Raw genomic sequence first — 18,379 nt, 5'->3', positions numbered from 1 at the left:
ACAGCCAGCTGGCCAGTTGGCCGGTTCGAGCGCAAGGGGTCCTTGGCCGCCTTCGGCACGCTCATCTCCGTGAGCGGCCTCCTGTATGGCTTGGATCCAGGACTTCTCACGCGAAGTGCAGCAGCGCATCGGCCGCCCGCCTGCCATCCGTTCAGGATCCGAGTGGTGGAGCGCCTGCACGGGCAACAGCGCAGCGTTCCGCGAGAACCCGCTGTGGATCACCGCGCGCGACAGGGCTGGCCCGGGCACCCTGCGGGCGGGCCGGCAGTCGTACTCCTTCTGGCAGTACAGCAGCGCCGGGCCATTCGCTGGCGGCTCGGACAAGTGGAGTGGCAGCTACGACTCCCTGAGGTGCTTCGCCGGCGGCGATGGACCGGTCAAGGCCCCTGTCTCGGTCGGGGACCTGCTCGTGGCGGACACCGCGGGGCACCTCTTCGACCACCCTCCCGACGGACACGGCGGGACAGCACCGCCCCACCAGGAGTGGTGGGCCTCCTGGCAGAACGTTGCCGCGTCCTACTTCGTCGACTGGAACCAGGACGGGGTCCTGGACATGGTCTACCAGCTGGGGGACGGCACCCTCTGGGTGCGCCTGTGGTCGCCGGAGACGCCCGACGGCTATCGGACAACCACCCAGACGTCCCCGCCCCGAGCTCATGGTGCTGCGCCACACCCACGTCCATTCTGCAGAGGACCCGGACGGGTGGCGCCCCGCGGCCGAGGCCATCAACCGCTACTACCGCACCTTCGATGCATCGTTCGGCAACAAGACCACCCCGCTGAACGGATTCCTCGAACTCAACCGCGAGTCGACGTTCGAAGGGCGGCCGGAGTTCGAGCCGGAATCCCTGCACAGGACGGCGATGATCGGAACACCCGACGAGGTCATCGCGCGCCTGCGCGAGTACGAAGCGCTCGGTGTCGACGACAGCATCAGGAGGCAGCGGTCCCTTGGGCCTTCGTTGAGCGTTCCCGAGCTCAGCTAGCGCCCATCAGGACGCGTGGGTCCGCTGGCCCCTGGTGATGGTGTTGATCGCACCGGTGGTGACGTCCATCTCGAGCGCCTCGAGCGACCGACCTCGCGTCTCGGGCACGAGCCGCCACACGAACAGGACGGCTCCCACGCCGATGACGGCGAACATGAAGAACGTTCCCGTGATTCCGATGGAGGAGATCAGCGTCGGGACGAACAGCGCGAGCACCCCGCCCATGGCCCAGCCGCAGAGGGCCGCGATGCCGAAGCCCAGCCCCCGCATGTGCAAGGGGAAGATCTCTGCGAGCCAGACCCATACGGCGATGTTCAGGAAGCTCTGCATTGAGAACACGAAGCCCACCACGAGCACGAGCACGACGAAGGGACGAGCTGGGTTGCCCTCGGGGAACATGATCGACGCGGCGCCGACGAGGAGGTGGAAGGTTGTTGTGAGGGAGAGGCCGATGAGGAAGGTCTTGCGGCGGTCGATGCGGTCCATGTTCCGCAGGGCGATGATGCCGCCTACCACTGCGACGACGCCGAAGGAGATGTTCGCGAGGACGGCCTGCTCGGCGGTCATGCCTGACTGCTCGAGCACGCGTGCGCCGAAGTACATGATCGAGTTGATGCCCGTGAGCTGCTGGATCATGCTGAGTCCGGCGCCGACGGCGACGATCCGCACTAGCCACTTGTTGCTCAGAAGCGCCCGGAAGCCGACCTTGGCCTGGCTTTCCTCCTCGGCGATGATCTCGACCTGTTCGAGCTCGGCGTTGGCGCGGCCCTCCGACCGCACTGTCTCAAGGACCTTCAGTCCCTCCTCGGGGCGCCCGTTCTCGACGAGCCAGCGCGGCGACTCTGGCATCCGCACCATGCCGAAGAACAGGAAGGCAGCCGGGAGCGCGCACACGGCGAACATGAACCGCCACACGTGGCCCTCGGAGCCGAAGATCGTCGCTATGACGGCGTTGACGACGAACGCGGCGAGCTGCCCGGAGACGATGGCGAGTTCGTTGCGGCCCGTGATCGAGCCGCGGATCTCGTATGGGGCCAGCTCGGCGAGGAACACGGGCACCACGGTGGACGCGCCACCGACCGCGAGGCCGAGCACGATGCGCCCGGCGAGGAGCATGGTGAATCCGACGGGCGAGAAGTTGCCGCCGCCGCCAGGCGAGAAGACAACCAGGAGCACTCCGACGAAGAACAGGACGGCGAGCACGATGATCGCCCTGCGGCGTCCGATCGCGTCCGAGACCTTGCCACCGACGAAGGCGCCCACCGCGGCCGCGAAGGAGAGGGATGCGATGACGAGCCCGAGCTGGAGGAGGTCGAGGCCGAGATCTTGGGCCATGGGGCCCTCGGCGCCGTTGGCTACGCCCGTGTCGTAGCCGAACAGCAGACCGCCGAGGCAGGCGACGACTGAGATGAGCCCGAGGCGCCTGGTGTGCGGTCCCGGTTCGAGTTTCGGCAGAGCGGCTTCTGCGGCTCTCGCGGTGTGTGTCACGGTGACTCCTTTGTCTTGGGATGTGGGCCTCGGACCGGCAGGGGCGGAGCGGCAGGGCGGACGCTGCCGTCAGGGCGAGGCCGGGAGCTGTTCTCTTATGTGCGCGGCATCAGGGGCGGCAACGAGGAGCACGCTGGCCCTCGCGCGTCACGGCAGAGGTGACGAAGGGCGCGGATGCAGCACAGATCAGTCACGGCGTCTTTGGACGCGCTGCCGGATGCTGGCACCCGGGCGGCTGGCCGGCCCAAAGCCGGCGGTGGGGTGAGGATCGTCTCGTCCCGCCAGATTTCTTGGCGGATCTTGGCATGGGGTGCCGGGGTTGCAGGCGATCCCCGCTCGTCACCACGCGGAAGCGTTCCTTCAACCCGAATGGGGGCGTGGCGCCCGCGGGGTGGCGTTGCCCTGAGAGGTCCTCCGAGCCGACCTCTCAGGGCACGATTCGTTTCTTCGGATCAGGCGTTCGCGCCGGCGACACTCACAGTCTTGCCAGTGAGCGCAGACTCCGCGGCCGCATTGGCGAGGACCAGAGCGGCGACGCCGTCCTCGAAGCTGGGCGAGCAGGGCGCGCCAGTGCGGATCGAGTGGGCAAACGCGTCCAGTTCCGCCATGTAGGCCTGGGCGTAGCGCTCAAGGAAGAACGGCAGGTAGGGGGCCGACTCCTCGGTGCCTTCGGCACCGGACTTGCGCACGGTGGTCGGGGTCACGTTCCCTGCGGAGAGCATGCCTGTGGCGCCGAATGCCTCAAGTCGCTGGTCGTAGCCGAACGCGCAGTGGCGCGAGTTGGTGATGGTGATCAGTTCCCCGCCGCTGCCGCGGAGGGTGACCGTGACCGAGTCGAAGTCGTCGAGTTCCTTGATCTCGTCGCTGAAGACGTTGGAGCCGACGGCCGAGACTTCGACGATGTCCGGAACGAAGAACCGCGCCATATCCAGATCATGGATGGTCATGTCCCGGAAGATTCCTCCAGAGCTGGCGATGTAGTCGCGTGGGGCCGGGGCGGGATCACGGCTGATGATCGTGACCTGCTCAAGCCGGCCGATCTCGCCCGCCTCGACGCGGCTGCGCACCTCGGCGAAGCTGGGATCGAAGCGACGGTTGAAGCCGAGCATGATCGGGACGGTGTAGCCCCTGATCTGTTCGCGGCAGGCCAGGACCGTGTTGATGTCCAGGTCGATGGGCTTCTCGCACAGCACGGCCAGACCGCGCGCCGCGGAACGGGAAATGAGGTCCACGTGGGTGGGGGTCGGAGAGCCGATGATGACCCCGTCGAGCCCGGGCTCGGCGAAGACCTCCTCGGGGTCCTGCACGGCCCGAGCGCCGGTCGCCTCGGCGAGGCGGCGGGCACCGTCGATGAACGGGTCCGCGATCAGGGCCAGCTCAATGCCGGGGTGGGCGGCCATGTTCCGGGCGTGGACCTGGCCGATGCGGCCGGAGCCGAAGAGTGCCAGGCGCAGAGGACGTTCGGTGGACATGATTCGTCCTTTCGAGGAAGAGAAAATGGGGAGGGAATCGGCACCACTTCCCGAAGGAGGCCGGTGCGACAGCTGTTGGTGGATCTGTCTCAGCTTGTCTGGAGCGCCCCGGAGAAGCAGCTCATAGCGGTGTCGTAGGCATACTGCAGGCCTTCGAGGAGCGGCCTCTGGCGGTGCTGGGCGGAGATGATCTCCACGCCCCACGGTCCTCGGTAGCCGGCTTCGACTGTGCGCTGGACGAAGGTGGCGGTGTCGAAGTCGCCCTCGCCGCAGTAGGCACGGTTGTTGATCGTGTCCTCGAAGAGGGTCCCCACGACCTGCTGGTAGCCATCGTCGATCTCGACGGCGTAGACCCGTTCGATCGGCACGACCTTGTACAGGTCCTCGTGGGAGAGCCCGCCCCTATAGGTGTGCCAGATGTCGATCATGAGGCCGGCGGCGGGGCTGTCGGACTTGCTGACGACTTCCACCGCCTCCTGCGTGGTGCGCAGGTGCGAGAAGGGGGTTGCCTCCAGAGCCAGGCGGATGCCGGAGTCGGCGGCCTGGTCGGCGAGGTCGGAGAAGGCGCTGGCCAGCGTCGACAGCGGCAGGGGGTTGTCCGTCATGCCCGCCCCGACCTTGATGTGCCGGGCGCCGAGGGCGGTGGCCGCCTCGAACAGGTCTGCGCGGATGACGTCGGAGGCTGCCCGCTCCGCGCCGGTGGTCCACCAGTCGTTGAGGAACTCGACTTCCACGAAGCTGAGGCCGGCTTCGCGAATCATCCGGGAGAGCGAGTCGTAGCCGATGGTGTCGCGTGCCTGCACCAGGTCGGCGTGGACCAGGCCGATGCCGGCCCACCCTGTCTGGGCGACCGCTGAAATGCGCTCGGCGATGGGGAGCGGGCTGCTCTCGTCGCCTCGCATCGGGGCGGCGTCGCCAGCGCTGACCCAGCAGGTGGCGATGAATTGGGGCTTCATGTGTTCCTCGTTCTGCTGGTTCATGCGGAGCCCACCTCGACGCTGGCGCCCTGCTCCTTCTCCGAGCGGTAGCAGGCGTCGACGATGCGCGCGACTGCGAGGGCGTCGGAGACAGGGGCCACGACCGGGGCGCCGGTGCGGATGCTGTCCACCCATCCGCGCATCTCGGTGTGGAAGTTGCTGATGTTCTCAAGCTCGGGGAGCTCGGAGAACTTGTTGGCCTCGGTGCGCGCAAATGGCGGTGTGAAGTAGCTCTGGGTCCACTCCGTCCAGCCTGCCGGCCATCCGGCCCTGTCCGAGTCCACGTATACGCGCAGGGTCTGGGGCAGGACGCCCGCCTCGATCATCCCGCGGGTGCCGTACACGGTGATGCGGGAGGTTTCGAACCACTCCAGAGGATCGTGTCCGTCGAAGCTGAACGTCGCGGACATGTCGGGGTAGTTGAGCAGGACGGCCGCGGAGTCCTCACGGCTGGACTCGTCCGAGAGCCTGGCGGACTTGTGCACGCGCGCGTTGACGGACTCGGGCGCCCCGAACACGCGAACCAGAGAATCGAGCATGTGGCAGCCGAGGATCCACAGGACGCCGCCCATGTCCGCGGCCTGGTTGAGGTGCTCGGTGCGGTGCTCCCCCACCAGGGCAGCGCCGCGGGCGGACACGGAGACGACTTCCCCGATCAGCCCGGCTTCGATCAGCTCCTTCGCCCTGGTGATGGACGGGGCCAGACGCACGTTGTAGCCCACCTGGACGACCTGCCCGGGCCCGGCCTTGGCCTCTGCCTCGGCGAGGTGCTCGAGGTCCTCCACGGTTCCACCGCCGGGCTTCTCCACGACCACGGACTTGCCGGCGGCAAGGGCACGCACGGCATGCGGGACCATGTCCTTGCTCTTGGAGTGCACCATGACCGCGTTGATGCGGTCGTCCTGGAGCACCTCGTCGATGCTGCGGGCCTCCATGTCGTACTTGTCCGTGAAGTACGTGAGGCGCGGGTCCGTGTCGGCGGCGGCCACGACCTCCACGCCCTCGATCTCGCGAAGCGCGCGCACCCGGGCAGAGGCGTGCGGGTGGGTGATTCCCAGAAGTCCTACGACGATCGGTTCCATCGGATTGTCTCCTGTCGTTGCGAGCACCGGGCTCGGTAGTGATGAGGCTTGCGGCACGCTGGCGGGGCCTCGACATTGTCTGTGCTGGTCGGCCCTCCGCTGCTCCACTTCAGGCATCTGCGCCAGAGGGGTGCGGTGCCACGTAATGGACAACTTGTCCAAAGCATGTCACGTGGGGCTCGCCACGTCAAACTATGAGCTGCGACACTGCGCGGCCCTCCAGGGCACCGCCCTCCGAGGTCAGCTGGGGGGCGGCCGACCCGAGGTAGGCAGAGAGCGCCCGGGCCCCTTGGAGCACGCGGTCGGTCACGGAGGGTCCGTCCTCTGGGGTGGCGAGAATGCCCTCGCGCAGTCCACTGACCGAAAGGGAGGCCACTACTTGCCCGCGATGGTCGAAGATCGGGGCGCCGACGGCTGCGATGCGCGGGGTGACGTCGTTGTCGCTCCGGACGAACCCCTGCGCTCGGATTTCCTCGAGCTCTCCGAAGAACTCGGAGCGTGAGCGCACGTCGCGCCACGGGTCGCCGCTGTTCGTCACGACAGCGGCGTATTCCTCCCAGGCGGCGCGTTCTTCGAACGCCAGCAGGGCGCGGGGTGCCGCGCCCACGTGCAGGGGGAGGGACTCCCCCAGCTTCAGCACGCGGCTGTTGACGCGTATCCCGTCGATGCGCTCGATGCACACCGCACGGGTGCCCCTTCGGATGCAGAGGAACGTCGTCTCCCCGGTCGCCTGATGGATCTCCCTCAGGATCGGCGCTGCAGCCCTCCGGACATCGAGGCGACGGGTCAGCTCTCCGGCCAGTGCGAGCATCCTGCTGCCGACGCGGTACGCTCCGCGGTGGCCGATCTGCTCAACCCATCCGGCCTCCGCCAAGGTGGCAAGCATGCGGTAGACCGAGGTCACCGGCTCCTCGAGCAGCTCAGTGAGGCGCCCGGAGGTGGCGATGCGTTCCGCAGCCAGGGCCTCCATGAGGGCGCTGGCCTTGGCGATCACAGCCCGGGGCCGAGGGCCTTCCGGCTCCCCGCCCAGAGTGGGCGGTCCGAGGCGACCCGACGGGCGCGTCCCCTTGGCGGAGGCGGCGATCGCTCGGGCAGCAGCGTCCAGGGCGCGGACCGCTTCGGCCTCCTGGCCGAGTACGCCTTCCCGTAGCCCCGCCACGGCAACCGCCCCCAGCAGCTCCCCCTCGGGGTCCCGCACGGGCATCGCAATCGACGCCACGCCCTCGGTGATCGAGCTGTCCTCGAGGCTCCAGCCCCTCGCGGCCGTCTGGGCGAGCCTGTCCCCGAGTGCTTGGGCAGCCAGGGATGTGCCGGATGCGAGCCGTTCGTACGTCCCCCTGGCGAGCATGGAACTCCGCGTTTCCTCGGGTGCGAAGGCAAGCAGGGCGTGCGAGGGGGCCCCGGCGTGCAGGGGCAGGACCACGCCAGGGCTGACGTTGAAGAGGTCGACGTCGGCGCCGTCGACCTGGTCCAGGCACAGCGCGCCATCGTCACGAAGCACGCAGAAGAACGCGCTGATGCCCAGTTGTCCCCGGATCCACTGCAGCTGCCTGTGCAGCTCGGCCCGGTCCACCAGGGCATCGACCGCGGCGTCCCCCAGCCTCAGCAGCGCAGTTCCGAGCTCGAGCCGGCCCTCGCCGGCCGGCCGGACCAACTCGACCTGCTCCAACCCCGCAACGATGCGGTACACGGTCGGCCGGGGCTCAGAGATCGCCTTGGCCAGCTCGGCTGGCGTCGAAGGACCCAGCCGGGCCAGCTCGTCGACCACTTGGGCGGCCTTCATCAACAGCTGGATCGTCGTCACTGCCCACCTCCTCCTTCTCCGCACGCTGGACGGCGCTCCATGGGTGCCGGGGAAGCGGCTGGCGCCCCGGCCGTGGCGGCGGTCATCTGCCCTGCCGCCGAGCTGCCGGATTGATGGGCGGGCAGGGCCTGGGCCCTGAGGTAACGCGGATCATCTCTGGCGCGACCCCGTGGTACTGTGCGAACATGTTGTCCATTCTACGGTAGTAGGGCAGGATTAAGGCAACAGACTGCGCATACGGACCGCGTCCGAAGAGCCCAGCGCGGCCCGTCAACCCCCCGAGCTTCGAAGGAGAAGACGGTGTACAGCAGGCTATTGGTCCCCGAGGGGTCCGACCTCCTCACTCCTGTGCTGGCGCCGTCGGCGCGGGCAGGCGGCCGTGAGAATGCGTGTCTCGCGGCCCCAGCGGTCGCCCCGCGTCCGCCGCAAGTCCCCGGCCGGTCCTTTCCTGACCGTTCCCCACACCGCAGAGCCACCCCGGCTCTGCCCTGATGACCACCAGAAAAAACTGCAGAAGGAAGCTCATTCCATGACTCGTAAGTTCGTCTATGAAGCCCTCCCCATGCGCGTGCGGTTCGGCGCCGGCTCCCTGTCGACGCTCCCCGAGGAACTCGACCAGATCGGTCTCCGCCGCGTTCTGGTCCTGTGTTCCCCTGAGCAGGAGGCCACAGGCCGGCAGGTGGCCGAAGCCCTCGGTGACCGCAGCGTCGGCGTCCTCGCCGAAGCGGTCATGCACGTGCCCAACGAGGTGGCCCAGCGCGCCAGCGACGAGGCGGCCCGTGTCGGCGCCGACGGCTGTGTAGCCGTCGGCGGCGGCTCGGCCATCGGCCTCGGCAAGGCCATCGCACTCAAGCACGGGCTCCCCATCGTCGCTGTCCCCACCACCTATGCCGGCTCGGAGATGACTCCCGTGTGGGGCCTGACCACCGACGGACGCAAGGAAACCGGCCGTGATCCGCGAGTGCTGCCGCGCAGCGTCGTGTACGACCCCCAGCTCACGGCCACCCTGCCCGTGCCGATGTCGGTCACCAGCGGCATCAACGCCATCGCGCATGCGGTGGAGGCGCTCTACGCCCCCGACGCCACGCCGATCATCTCCCTGATGGCAGAGGAGGGCGTGAGGGCCTTGGCAACCGCCCTGCCGGCGATCGTCGCCGACGGCTCCGACCGCGAGGCCCGCAGCAACGCCCTGTACGGGTCCTGGCTGTGCGGTGCCTGCCTCGGAGCCACCACGATGTCGCTGCACCACAAGCTGTGCCACGCCCTAGGCGGCACGCTCAACCTCCCGCATGCCCAGACCCACACCGTCGTTCTCCCCCACGCCCTTGCCTTCAACCAGCCGGCGGTCCCCGACGCTGTCGCTGCCCTGTCGCGGGCACTCGGCGGGGTGGAAGACCCCGCGGACCGGCTCTGGGAGATCGCCGGGGAGCTCGGCGCCCCGCGCACCCTGGCCGAACTCGGCATGAAGGAAGAGGACATCCCCCGGATCGCCGAAGAGGCGACCAGCCGCTCCTACGGCAACCCCCGGCCCATCGCCTATGACGACGTCACGGGCATCCTGTACGCGGCCTGGGGCGGGCAGCGGCCCAGCGCCAACCCCGTCTGGGCCGGACAGAAGCAGAACTCACCAGCGGGCGCCTGAGGCACCCGCCACCACAGGCAGCCGGCCGGCAGGTCCCGCGCGGAGAAGGGCTCCGGTCCCTTCCCCGCGCGGCCCCGCCGCCTCTGCCACCCCTCGACCCCGAACACCATCCAGAAGGTAGACCCTTGCCCGCCAATAGAACCATCACCCCAGGCATTGACGTGTCCCCACTCGCGCTCGGCACCAACGTCTTCGGCTGGACCGCCGATACCAGGACGTCCCACACAATCCTCGACGCCTACATCGCCGGGGGCGGCAACTTCCTGGACACCGCAGACTCGTACTCGTTCTGGGCACCGGGCAACTCCGGAGGCGAATCCGAGTCCGTCATCGGCAAGTGGCTGGCCAGCCGCGGTACCCGGGACGACGTCGTGATCGCCACCAAGGTCAGCCACCACCCTGATCTGCAGGGGATGGCGCCTGCCACGATCCGCAAGGCCGTGGACGGCTCGCTCACCCGCCTCGGAGTTGATGCCATCGACGTCTACTACGCCCACTTCGACGACCCCGAGACGCCGCTCGAGGAGAGCATCGCCGCGATGTCCGAGCTCGTCGATCAGGGCAAGGTGCGAACCATCGGCATCTCCAACTACTCCGCCGACCGCATCCGCGAGTGGCTGAAGATCACCGAGCGGGAACAGTTCCACGCCCCCGTCGCTGTAGAGCCGCAGTACAGCCTCGCAGAACGCGAAATCGAGGCCGACATCCTCCCCCTGGCTCGCGAGCACGGCCTGGCTGTGATGCCCTACTACTCCCTCGCCCACGGATTCCTAACCGGAAAATACGCGGTGGGCCAGGCGGTCGACAGCCCCCGCGCCGGCGACGCCTCCAAGTACCTCACACCTCGGGGAGAGGCGATCCTGGGTGCCCTCACGCAGGTGGCTGCAGAGCAGTCCGTCGAACCCGCCGCGGTTGCCCTGGCCTGGCTGGCCGCTCAGCCCGGTGTCGTCGCCCCCATCGCCAGCGCCAGGAATGCCAATCAGCTGGCGCCCCTCCTGCAGTCGATGGATATTGAGTTGAGCGAAGCCCAGATGCGCCAGCTCGATGACGCATCCCGTCCCTGACCCTGCAGGACCCAACGACACCGACTCCCACGCCACAGCAAGGAATACCACCATGATTGAGCAGACTCGAGTGCCCCACACCGGAGGCGCGCAAGGCTCGCAGCCAGTTTCCGAAGCCCAGCAGGCCGTCGAAGAACGACTCGTTCAGAACGTGCTGCGATCCTTCGAGAACTGCGAGGACCCGCGGCTCAAGCAGCTGATGCAGTCGCTCGTGAAGCACCTGCACGCCTTCATCCGCGACGTGCGGCTGACCGAGGATGAGTGGAACAAGGCCATCGAGTTCCTCACCGCAGTGGGCCACATCACCGACGACCGGCGCCAGGAGTTCATCCTGCTCTCCGACGTCTTCGGAGCCTCGATGCAGACCATCAACGTCAACAACGAGGCCTACGGCGACGCCACAGAGGCCACGGTGTTCGGGCCGTTCTTCGTCGAGGACGCCCCGGAGATCGCCAATGGCGGAGACATCGCGGGCGGCGCCCCGGGACAGCCCTGCTGGGTGGAGGGCACCGTGACCGACACCGACGGCAACCCCGTGCCGGGGGCCCGCATCGAGGTGTGGGAAGCCGACGAGGACGGCTTCTACGACGTGCAGTACACCGACGACCGCGTCTCCGGCCGCGCACACCTGTTCAGCGACGAACACGGGAACTACCGGTTCTGGGGACTGACTCCCACGCCCTACCCGATCCCTCACGACGGACCCGTCGGCAAGATGCTGGACGCGGTCGGACGGTCGCCGATGCGCGCCTCCCACCTGCACTTCATGGTCACCAAGCCGGGGCTGCGCACCCTGGTCACGCACATCTTCGTCCGCGGCGACGAACTGCTGAAGTACGACACCGTCTTCGGCGTCAAGGAATCGCTCATCAAGGACTTCGTCCAGCAGCCCGCAGGCACCCCGACTCCGGACGGACGAGATCTTGGCGACAGCACCTGGGCCAGGACGCGGTTCGACATCGTCCTCGCCCCGGCAGCGGCCTAGGTCACCAGACCCGGTCCCCTTGACGGCCAGGGCCGGTCCACGCCCGCCGCGCCGGGTCGTCCGCGCTTCACGGTCCCCGCATCCGGTCACAGCCGGGTGGCCACGTCGGCCATCACCGCGTCTGTTGTCCGCTGGACGTCTTAGGACAGCCCGCCCCTCCCGGACAACCGCCGGACCACCGCCTCGCCAGCACACCGCACCGCGACCTTCGAGGCCACAACGAATCGAGACAAAATGCCCATAGTCACCATCAACATGGTCGCCGGACGAGATCGAGGTGCAGTCCAGGACTGCCTGCGAGAGGTCGCCAAGGCGGTCTCCAGCACTCTGGACGTCCCACTGGCTTCAGTGCGCGTGCTGGCCAACGAGGTCGACCCCGAACTGTGGGCAGTGGGGACAACCCTCAAGAGCGAGGGGACATCCCCGCTCCCGGCACCCTAGGCCGCCATGCTCCTCCGGTCCCACACAGAGGACGCGAGGACGGGCTGGGGTGCTCTTGGAAGGACGGCGCCGTACTCAAGCAGCAGTTCAGCGACCACAAGCGCACGGGCAAAGCGGCTTGGCCACGCGCCAGGCGTTGCTTGTGGAGACCGCCACTATCTGGAGGGCATCAAGGGAAAGGACCCGGTCTCGGATAGACCGGGACCTTCCCCTTCAAGGTGGACCAGCAGGCAAGGAGCCCGCCCCGCGCCAGTGGGGCTTCCGTTCACCCGTCGCCGCGTCGGTCTTGCCGAAGCAGCTCAACGCTGCGTGTCGCGCCCGCTGCAGTCCCTCTCCCAAGGGCATGCTCCGATGCTCGGCCGAGAGAGCATCTCCACGCCCCTGGACCCCTCCCAACCCAGGCGCCGCATGCTCGTGATGAAGCCTGCAACGTCCCGCTCGCCCTGGCCGGGGTAACGGCGGTTGTCTCGGGTGTCTTCGAAGAGCGTTCCGCGAGGCTCGGCATCGGCATCGCTGAGCTCGACGCCGAAGACCATCTGGGGCGGCGCCACCACTGCCTCGAAGTCCTCAAGGGCAGTTCCGGCCCGGAAGACGTGCCAAGAGTCGACGATGAGACCGGCTGCCTTGTCGTCGGCCTTCCTGATCAGGTCCGCGCCCTGGGGCAGGGAAGGCGATCATGGCGAACCGCAGCGGCTCGAGTGCAACCCTCGTCCCAGCTGCAGCAGCCTCGTCGGCTAGCCTCCGCAGGGGGCAGCCAACGGGTCCACCGCGGAAAGGGCAGGACCGAAGCTTGTTCCGATCTTGATCCACGGCGCGTTCAAAGCCTTCGCCCGCGTCGAGGCGCAGCGACCAGGTCTGCCGCCACGGCGATCCTCCCGGTTCGAGCCACCACTCACTTGAGCTCCACTTCGATTGGGCGGGCCCCCGCGCGTCAACTCTGGATTGCCACGCATCTTGGTTCTCGGGACCAACGTAGGAACTTGTGATCCCGCGGGTGTGGGTCTCCCTACACAGCGCGGGTTCTTATGATCGAGGATGGTTCTTTTCTAAGCAGGACTTGGCCTGACGAAGGGCGAGTCCGGCCCCCAAAAGACTGCGGACGTCTCAGCCGTCCAGTGGCAGGTGCACCGGGAGGAGGTGCCTTCGCCATTTCCTGGCGCATGGCCATGCCCTTCGGCCAGTCATTCATTCGACGTGACGGGTTCGCCATTGAGCGCTGCGCTGAGGAGTCCCAGGATCCCTTCGGGGGTGGCTTCCCGCGGGTTGCCGTATGGGTTGCGGGGCGCTAGTTCGACCGCGGCCTCTACGTCCTCCTCGGTCGGCCGAGGTCGCGCGGGGATCGGGGGGTGGCGAGTTCGAGGCCCAGTTCGCGCAGGTGCGCGGCGGGGCCCTCGGTGCCGGTGACCCTCTGGAGGGCGGCGATGACCCGGAGCGCTGCGGGGCTTTGTAGGCGACGGCGTGCGGGAGGACGACGGTGTGGGTCTCGGCGTCGTTGACGGTCTCCGCGAGCATCGACACGCCGAGGACGTCGGAGAGGAGGATGAACTCCTGCCGTGCGTCGGTGCAGGTCTTGCCGGTGCGTGCGAGGAAGTCGATCGCCTGTTCCCATTCCTCGATCGAGGGCGCGACCTCCCGGACGAAGGCGTGCAGGTGGGTGGTCAGGCTGGTCAGGACGCGCCGGAACCGCTCGTCGGGGGTTTCAGCGAAGCTGCGGATCACCTCCCCCGTCAGGGTGTCGGTGGCGAGGTCGGTGGCCATGGCGGGTTCTCCCGGTTGGTCGGTCTGGTCAGTGGTCGGCCGGGGCAGTCTGGGCTGCCCTGCGGCCGGAGTCGTAGGCATCGAGGAACGCCCTGGTGGCCTCGCCGCAGAGCCTTCCGCGTTCGACGACGGGCAGGTCGCGGTGCTTGAGCACGGGAGCCTCGACCCCGAGCGGGAGGCCGGGAGGGAGCGCGTCGAGGATCTGCGCCAGGGGCGCCTCGCCCTCTCCGGGGAAGCGGCGGTCGGTGCGGGCCTCCTGGCGCAGGAGGGCGGTGGTCTGCGGCCGGGGGCCGGCGAGGTCGGCGAGCTGGCAGTAGGCGAAGGCCTCTGGGACCAGGGCCGAGAGCGCCTCGGGGCCGTCACCGGAGCGCATCAGGTGCAGGACGTCGATGAGGAACTTGGCGTTGGGCCTGCCGGCGCCCAGGACGAGGTCCTGGGCGCCGGCGAGGGTCCCGGTGGCGCAGTAGGGGATGAACTCGACCGCGGCCGTGAGTCCGTGCGCGGCGGCGAGGTCGCACAGTTCCGCGTAGTTGGCCTGCTGCCGTCCGGGGTCCGGGTCGTTGCCGACGACGAGGATGTTGGTCGCCCCGAGCCGGGCAGAGGTCTCCAGGACCGGCTCCAGGTCCTTCGGCCGGATCTCGGGGGTGAGCCAGAGGGCCTCGGTGTCCAGGATCATGATGCCGCAGTCGTCCTTCTTGCGGATGACCTCGGCGAGCAGCTTCTCGTCCCCGACGACCGGGATGATCTCGTCGGTGGGCATCGGCGGGACGATCCGCAGGCCGATGGCGTTGAAGCCCCCGGCGACGGCCGCGTCGATCAGCTCGAGCGGGTGCGCGTCCACGACCGAGAGGTGGGCGAGCGAGAGGACCCTGCCCTGCTCAGGCATCCTGGCTTGCTCCGTGGGAGGCGACGTCATCCTGGTTGGGAACGACGACGGGTGCCTCCCCGGCTGTGGCGCGGACGCCCTTGTGCTTGCCGAGGGGGATGTAGATCAGGCCGGCGAGAGCGGTGACAAGGGCCAGGACGATCAGGCCGCCGAAGCCGGAGTTGAAGCTCTGGTCGGCCCAGACCTTCACGTTGGGGGCGAAGAAGTTGCCGATGTTGGCGATGGTGTTCACCAGCGCGATGCCCGTCACGGCTGCGGCGCCGGTCTTGTAGTTCGTCAGGAGGGTCCAGAAGATCGGCTGGCACGCCCATAGCCCGGCGACGGCGAGGCAGAGCGCGACGACGGCCACGACGGGGGTGGTTCCGGCCGAGACGAGCATGCCCACGGCGGCGAGGATGAGGCTGGCGCCGCCGATGATGCCGTAGCGGCGGACCTTCTCCGCGTAACGCGGGACGAAGTAGGTGGCCAAGAGCGCGCACGTCCACGGGATGGCGACGACGAAGCCTGTGACGACGGGGTTGGCGCCCTTGCCCATCATGGCCGAGATCTGGGCGGGGAGGAAGAACAGGGCGACGGAGACGCCCATCTGCACGAGGGCGAAGACGAGGCCGAAGTACAGGACTGTGCGGTCCTTCATCGCGCTGAGCATGCTGGTGTGGCCGTGCTGGTTCTTCGCCGCGTTCTCGGCGTCCAGGACGGCGGTGAGGGCCTTCTTCTCGGGCTCGGTGAGCCACTTGGCCTTCCGGGGCGCGTCGCAGAGGACGAAGAGGGCTGCGATCCCTACGGCGGTGGCGCCCAGGCCCTCCATGAGGAACATCCACGGGTAGCCCCACAGGCCGGCGACGCCGTCCATGTTCAGGAACATCCCTGACACGGGAGCACCGAAGATGAACGCCAGGGGTGCGCCGAAGTAGAAGAGCCCGGTGACCCTGCCGCGGTACTCGTCCGGGAACCAGTAGGTCAGGAAGAGGATGATGCCCGGGAAGAACCCGGCCTCGGCGGCGCCGAGCAGGAGGCGCAGCACGTAGAACCAGGCCTCGTTGTTCACGAACATGGTCGCTGCCGAGATCAGGCCCCAGGAGATCATGATGCGGGCCATCCAGATGCGGGCGCCGACCTTGTGCATGATGACGTTGCTGGGTACCTCGAGGAAGCAGTACGTGACGAAGAACAGCGAGGCGCCCAGGGCGTAGGCGGCCGTGGAGACGCCGGCGTGGACCTTGAGCTCGTTGGTGGCGAAGCCGAGGTTGACCCGGTCGACGAAGGCCATGATGTACATGAGCAGGATGAAGGGCACGATCCGGATCGTCGCCTTCTTCATGGACGATCTGACCGCCGAGGCGGCCGCGGTGGATAGCGATGTCACTGGTGTCCTCCTTGACACGTGGGTGCACTGGCTTTGGTGACGGGGTTCTGCAGGGGGGAGGGAAGGCGGGGTCTCAGCCGAGCCGTGCGGTGGTCTCCGGGCTCCAGTCGCCGGGCCCGAAGCCGAAGAACTCGGCCATGGTCGCGAGCTGGTAGTCCATCATGTTGAATCCGGGCTGGACGGGGCAGCCGCGGTCGGCGGCCAGGGTGAGCAGCCTGGTCATGCGCGGATGGACCACGACGTCGGCCACGATCGTGGCCGGGGAGAGGCCGTCGCAGTCGATCGGGAGCGGGTCATCGGCCTTCATGCCGATGGGGCTGGCGTTGACGACGAGGTCGAAGGCCGCAGCGGCCGCCGCGCCCACGCTCGAGGGGACGCCGGTGGCGCTGATCCGGTCCGCGAGGTCCTGCGCCCGGCTCGGCAGGACGTCGGCCACGACGACTTCCTTGGCCCCGGCGTCGGCTATCGCGAAGGCGATCGCCGAGCCGACCCCGCCGGAGCCGACGACGAGGGCACGCATGCCCTGGAGGTCGTGGCCCTTGGACGTGAGGCCGTTGACGAAGCCGACCCCGTCGAGGATGTCCCCTTCCCACTCTCCGGTCCCGTTGAGCCTGATGACGTTAACGGTGCCGACCCGGGCCGCCCGCTCCGTCGGGTGCTGCACCGAGGCCAGCGCGGCCGGCTTGTGCGGGATGGTCACGATGAGGCCGTGCATGTTCTTCAGCGCCCTGCACCCGGTGAGGAAGTCCCCGAGCCGCTCGGGGCTGACCTGGAGGGGCACGCAGACGGCGTCTATGCCGTTGAGTTCGAACAGGGCGTTCCAGACCTCCGGGGCGCGGACCTGCGCGATCGGGTCGCCGATGATCCCGAAGAACTTCGTGGTTCCGGTCAGTGTGCGGGTCATGGCTGCAGGTCCTCGGTGGTCAGAAGGTAGGCAAGGTCGTAGGTGGCGGTCTCGGTCGAGCCGACAGGGCCGAGGCTGCCGATGGCAGGTGCGAGGTCCTTGACCGCCGCCTCGACCTCCCGGCGCCCGATGCCCTCGATCATCACGACAGCGTCGAAGACGTCCTCCCCGGTGTCGGCCCGCAGCTCCGTCTCCTTGGTGCGGATGTGGGTCGTCTCCGGCCGTGCGGCCCCCAGGTGGACCCCGCAGATGCCGTGGAGCGAGAGCGCCCGCTCCAACTGCGGCCGCACGAGGTCCTCGAAGCGGGCCTCGTCCGAGACGTTCACCCGGATCGTGGCGACGGCCCCGCCCGTGCCGGAGCCGGCGGTGGAGACGGTCGAGCACGCGGACCGGACGAAGTTCAGGAAGTTGGGCTGCATCCGGAACGTCCACGGGGTCGGGTTGTTCAGCCGGCGGCGGTACTCCTCCGAGGAGAAGGTCCCCAGCTCCCGCCCCTCGTAGAGGGTGAAGTAGCGGTACCGGTCCAAGCCCCAGTCCACGAAGCGCCGCCCGGCGAGGAAGCCCGGGGTGCTCACGCGCTCGGGCATGTGCTCGACCGTGTGCCACTGGTTGTACTCGGTCTCGCCCTCTTCCTTGATGTCGTGCCAGACAGCCATGAAGGCGGTTCCACGAAGAGTCATCTTTCCGCTTCCCATATCAGTCGTCGACCTGTGGCATTCAGGGAGCCTGCCCGCCTCGGCGGAGACACTCCAACCACAGATCCTGTTTCCATACTGGAACAACTCTGCCGCAAGATGTGACCCACGTCAACCGCTAGTCGGCCTAATTCTGCAGTCTTGACCGCCATCGGGGGCTTGAGCTAGTTTTCATATGGAAACTATATCGACGAAGGAGTCTGACTATGGAAGATCTGATGCTTGAGCGGATCCGCATCCGCGAGCTTGTGGAGAACTGGGCCGTGTGGCGCGACGCCGGGGACTGGGACCGGTTCCGCACGGTGTGGGCCCCAGAGGGCGAGATGATGGCCACCTGGACGCAGGGATCTGCCGAGGCGTTCATCCAGGCGAGCATCGACGGGTGGAACCGCGGCGTGAGCATCCTGCATTTCCTCGGGGGGAGCTCGATCGACGTCGCCGGCGACCGTGCCGTGGCCCAGACGAAGATGACCATCACCCAGCGGGCCGACGTGGAGGGAGTGGTCTGCGACATCGTCTGCACCGGGCGCTTCTACGACTTCCTCGAGAAGCAGGACGGGGAATGGAAGATGGTGCTGCGCCAGCCCATCTACGAGGCCGACCGCCTCGCCCCCGTCGCCCCGGGGCCGGGACCGCGCCTGGACCCCGAGCTGCTCCAGGGATTCCCCAGCGGCTACCGCCACCTGGCCTACGCGCAGTCCAGGATCGGCTACCCCGTGAAGAAGGACATGCCCGGACTCACCGGCCCCGAGGTCGAGAGCCTCTACGAGCGCGGCAGCCGCTGGCTGTCCGGGTCATGAGGAAGCCCTGGGGCGCACCCTACGGCGCG

The 18,379-nt window shown here is 68.2% G+C and carries 17 protein-coding genes and 1 pseudogene; 7 read left to right on the top strand and 11 right to left on the bottom strand.

The window, feature by feature from the left end:
* Positions 1-85: 85 nt before the first annotated feature.
* Positions 86-301, top strand: a pseudogene (locus LF262_RS17265) (GH25 family lysozyme); the annotation flags it as partial.
* A gap of 355 nt (positions 302-656) precedes the next feature.
* Entirely contained in the window at positions 657-986 is a 330-nt protein-coding gene (locus tag LF262_RS15760) for an LLM class oxidoreductase (protein WP_235781350.1), read from the top strand.
* 6 nt (positions 987-992) lie between these two features.
* Here the strand turns inward: LF262_RS15760 and LF262_RS15755 are convergent, their stop codons facing one another.
* The 5 genes from LF262_RS15755 to LF262_RS15735 form a co-directional block, all read right to left on the bottom strand.
* On the bottom strand, positions 993-2,474 hold the full coding sequence (locus LF262_RS15755; protein ID WP_235781349.1) for a sugar porter family MFS transporter: 1,482 nt from the start codon (positions 2,472-2,474) through the stop codon (positions 993-995).
* Positions 2,475-2,926: 452 nt separating this feature from the next.
* Positions 2,927-3,946 carry an inositol 2-dehydrogenase gene (gene iolG, locus LF262_RS15750; protein WP_235781348.1) on the bottom strand — a complete coding sequence of 340 codons (1,020 nt, stop codon included), beginning with the start codon at positions 3,944-3,946 and terminating at the stop codon, positions 2,927-2,929.
* Positions 3,947-4,035: 89 nt separating this feature from the next.
* Entirely contained in the window at positions 4,036-4,902 is an 867-nt protein-coding gene (locus LF262_RS15745) for a sugar phosphate isomerase/epimerase family protein (protein ID WP_235781347.1), read from the bottom strand.
* Between the two features lie 20 nt (positions 4,903-4,922).
* Positions 4,923-6,005, bottom strand: a complete 1,083-nt coding sequence (locus tag LF262_RS15740) for a Gfo/Idh/MocA family protein (RefSeq protein WP_235781346.1) — start codon at positions 6,003-6,005, stop codon at positions 4,923-4,925.
* 187 nt (positions 6,006-6,192) lie between these two features.
* Positions 6,193-7,809 carry an IclR family transcriptional regulator gene (locus LF262_RS15735; RefSeq protein ID WP_235781345.1) on the bottom strand — a complete coding sequence of 539 codons (1,617 nt, stop codon included), beginning with the start codon at positions 7,807-7,809 and terminating at the stop codon, positions 6,193-6,195.
* A 529-nt stretch (positions 7,810-8,338) separates the two neighbouring features.
* Between LF262_RS15735 and LF262_RS15730 the strand changes: the two genes are divergently transcribed.
* The 4 genes from LF262_RS15730 to LF262_RS15715 all read left to right on the top strand — a co-directional run bounded on the left by LF262_RS15730 (position 8,339) and on the right by LF262_RS15715 (position 11,941).
* On the top strand, positions 8,339-9,451 hold the full coding sequence (locus tag LF262_RS15730) for a maleylacetate reductase (RefSeq protein WP_235781344.1): 1,113 nt from the start codon (positions 8,339-8,341) through the stop codon (positions 9,449-9,451).
* A 155-nt stretch (positions 9,452-9,606) separates the two neighbouring features.
* On the top strand, positions 9,607-10,515 hold the full coding sequence (locus tag LF262_RS15725; protein WP_235781363.1) for an aldo/keto reductase: 909 nt from the start codon (positions 9,607-9,609) through the stop codon (positions 10,513-10,515).
* A 52-nt stretch (positions 10,516-10,567) separates the two neighbouring features.
* Positions 10,568-11,500 (top strand): hydroxyquinol 1,2-dioxygenase, encoded by a 933-nt coding sequence (locus LF262_RS15720; RefSeq protein WP_235781343.1) that lies wholly within the window; start codon positions 10,568-10,570, stop codon positions 11,498-11,500.
* Between the two features lie 234 nt (positions 11,501-11,734).
* A complete protein-coding gene (locus LF262_RS15715) occupies positions 11,735-11,941 on the top strand; it encodes a tautomerase family protein (RefSeq protein ID WP_235781342.1) in 207 nt (68 codons plus the stop codon).
* A 299-nt stretch (positions 11,942-12,240) separates the two neighbouring features.
* Here the strand turns inward: LF262_RS15715 and LF262_RS15710 are convergent, their stop codons facing one another.
* The 6 genes from LF262_RS15710 to LF262_RS15685 all read right to left on the bottom strand — a co-directional run bounded on the left by LF262_RS15710 (position 12,241) and on the right by LF262_RS15685 (position 17,535).
* Positions 12,241-12,606, bottom strand: coding sequence for a TIM barrel protein (locus LF262_RS15710; protein WP_268933970.1), 366 nt, complete (start codon positions 12,604-12,606; stop codon positions 12,241-12,243).
* Between the two features lie 520 nt (positions 12,607-13,126).
* Positions 13,127-13,699, bottom strand: a complete 573-nt coding sequence (locus tag LF262_RS15705) for a dioxygenase (RefSeq protein ID WP_235781341.1) — start codon at positions 13,697-13,699, stop codon at positions 13,127-13,129.
* A 28-nt stretch (positions 13,700-13,727) separates the two neighbouring features.
* A complete protein-coding gene (locus LF262_RS15700; protein WP_235781340.1) occupies positions 13,728-14,585 on the bottom strand; it encodes a sugar phosphate isomerase/epimerase family protein in 858 nt (285 codons plus the stop codon).
* Entirely contained in the window at positions 14,578-15,951 is a 1,374-nt protein-coding gene (locus LF262_RS15695) for an MFS transporter (protein ID WP_235781339.1), read from the bottom strand. The genes LF262_RS15700 and LF262_RS15695 overlap by 8 nt, the downstream gene beginning before the upstream one ends.
* Before the next feature lie 73 nt (positions 15,952-16,024).
* A complete protein-coding gene (locus LF262_RS15690; protein ID WP_235781338.1) occupies positions 16,025-16,855 on the bottom strand; it encodes a shikimate dehydrogenase family protein in 831 nt (276 codons plus the stop codon).
* A complete protein-coding gene (locus LF262_RS15685) occupies positions 16,852-17,535 on the bottom strand; it encodes a hypothetical protein (protein WP_235781337.1) in 684 nt (227 codons plus the stop codon). The genes LF262_RS15690 and LF262_RS15685 overlap by 4 nt, the downstream gene beginning before the upstream one ends.
* A 221-nt stretch (positions 17,536-17,756) precedes the next feature.
* Between LF262_RS15685 and LF262_RS15680 the strand changes: the two genes are divergently transcribed.
* A complete protein-coding gene (locus tag LF262_RS15680) occupies positions 17,757-18,350 on the top strand; it encodes a nuclear transport factor 2 family protein (RefSeq protein WP_235781336.1) in 594 nt (197 codons plus the stop codon).
* Positions 18,351-18,379 lie beyond the last annotated feature (29 nt).

The organism is Sinomonas notoginsengisoli (assembly GCF_021554725.1).
GTDB lineage: Bacteria > Actinomycetota > Actinomycetes > Actinomycetales > Micrococcaceae > Sinomonas > Sinomonas notoginsengisoli.
The sequence above is the reverse complement of the archived record's forward strand: the minus strand, read 5'-3'. Positions and strand labels throughout refer to the sequence as shown.

Excerpts from the sequence above, each read along its gene's own strand:
- LF262_RS15690 (WP_235781338.1), bottom strand. The coding sequence starts at position 16,855 with ATGACCCGCACACTGACCGGAACCACGAAGTTCTTCGGGATCATCGGC.
- LF262_RS15705 (WP_235781341.1), bottom strand. The coding sequence starts at position 13,699 with ATGGCCACCGACCTCGCCACCGACACCCTGACGGGGGAGGTGATCCGC.
- LF262_RS15720 (WP_235781343.1), top strand. The coding sequence starts at position 10,568 with ATGATTGAGCAGACTCGAGTGCCCCACACCGGAGGCGCGCAAGGCTCG.
- LF262_RS15730 (WP_235781344.1), top strand. The coding sequence starts at position 8,339 with ATGACTCGTAAGTTCGTCTATGAAGCCCTCCCCATGCGCGTGCGGTTC.
- LF262_RS15745 (WP_235781347.1), bottom strand. The coding sequence starts at position 4,902 with ATGAAGCCCCAATTCATCGCCACCTGCTGGGTCAGCGCTGGCGACGCC.
- LF262_RS15680 (WP_235781336.1), top strand. The coding sequence starts at position 17,757 with ATGGAAGATCTGATGCTTGAGCGGATCCGCATCCGCGAGCTTGTGGAG.
- LF262_RS15700 (WP_235781340.1), bottom strand. The coding sequence starts at position 14,585 with ATGCCTGAGCAGGGCAGGGTCCTCTCGCTCGCCCACCTCTCGGTCGTG.
- LF262_RS15685 (WP_235781337.1), bottom strand. The coding sequence starts at position 17,535 with ATGACTCTTCGTGGAACCGCCTTCATGGCTGTCTGGCACGACATCAAG.
- LF262_RS15760 (WP_235781350.1), top strand. The coding sequence starts at position 657 with ATGGTGCTGCGCCACACCCACGTCCATTCTGCAGAGGACCCGGACGGG.
- LF262_RS15715 (WP_235781342.1), top strand. The coding sequence starts at position 11,735 with ATGCCCATAGTCACCATCAACATGGTCGCCGGACGAGATCGAGGTGCA.
- LF262_RS15740 (WP_235781346.1), bottom strand. The coding sequence starts at position 6,005 with ATGGAACCGATCGTCGTAGGACTTCTGGGAATCACCCACCCGCACGCC.
- iolG (WP_235781348.1), bottom strand. The coding sequence starts at position 3,946 with ATGTCCACCGAACGTCCTCTGCGCCTGGCACTCTTCGGCTCCGGCCGC.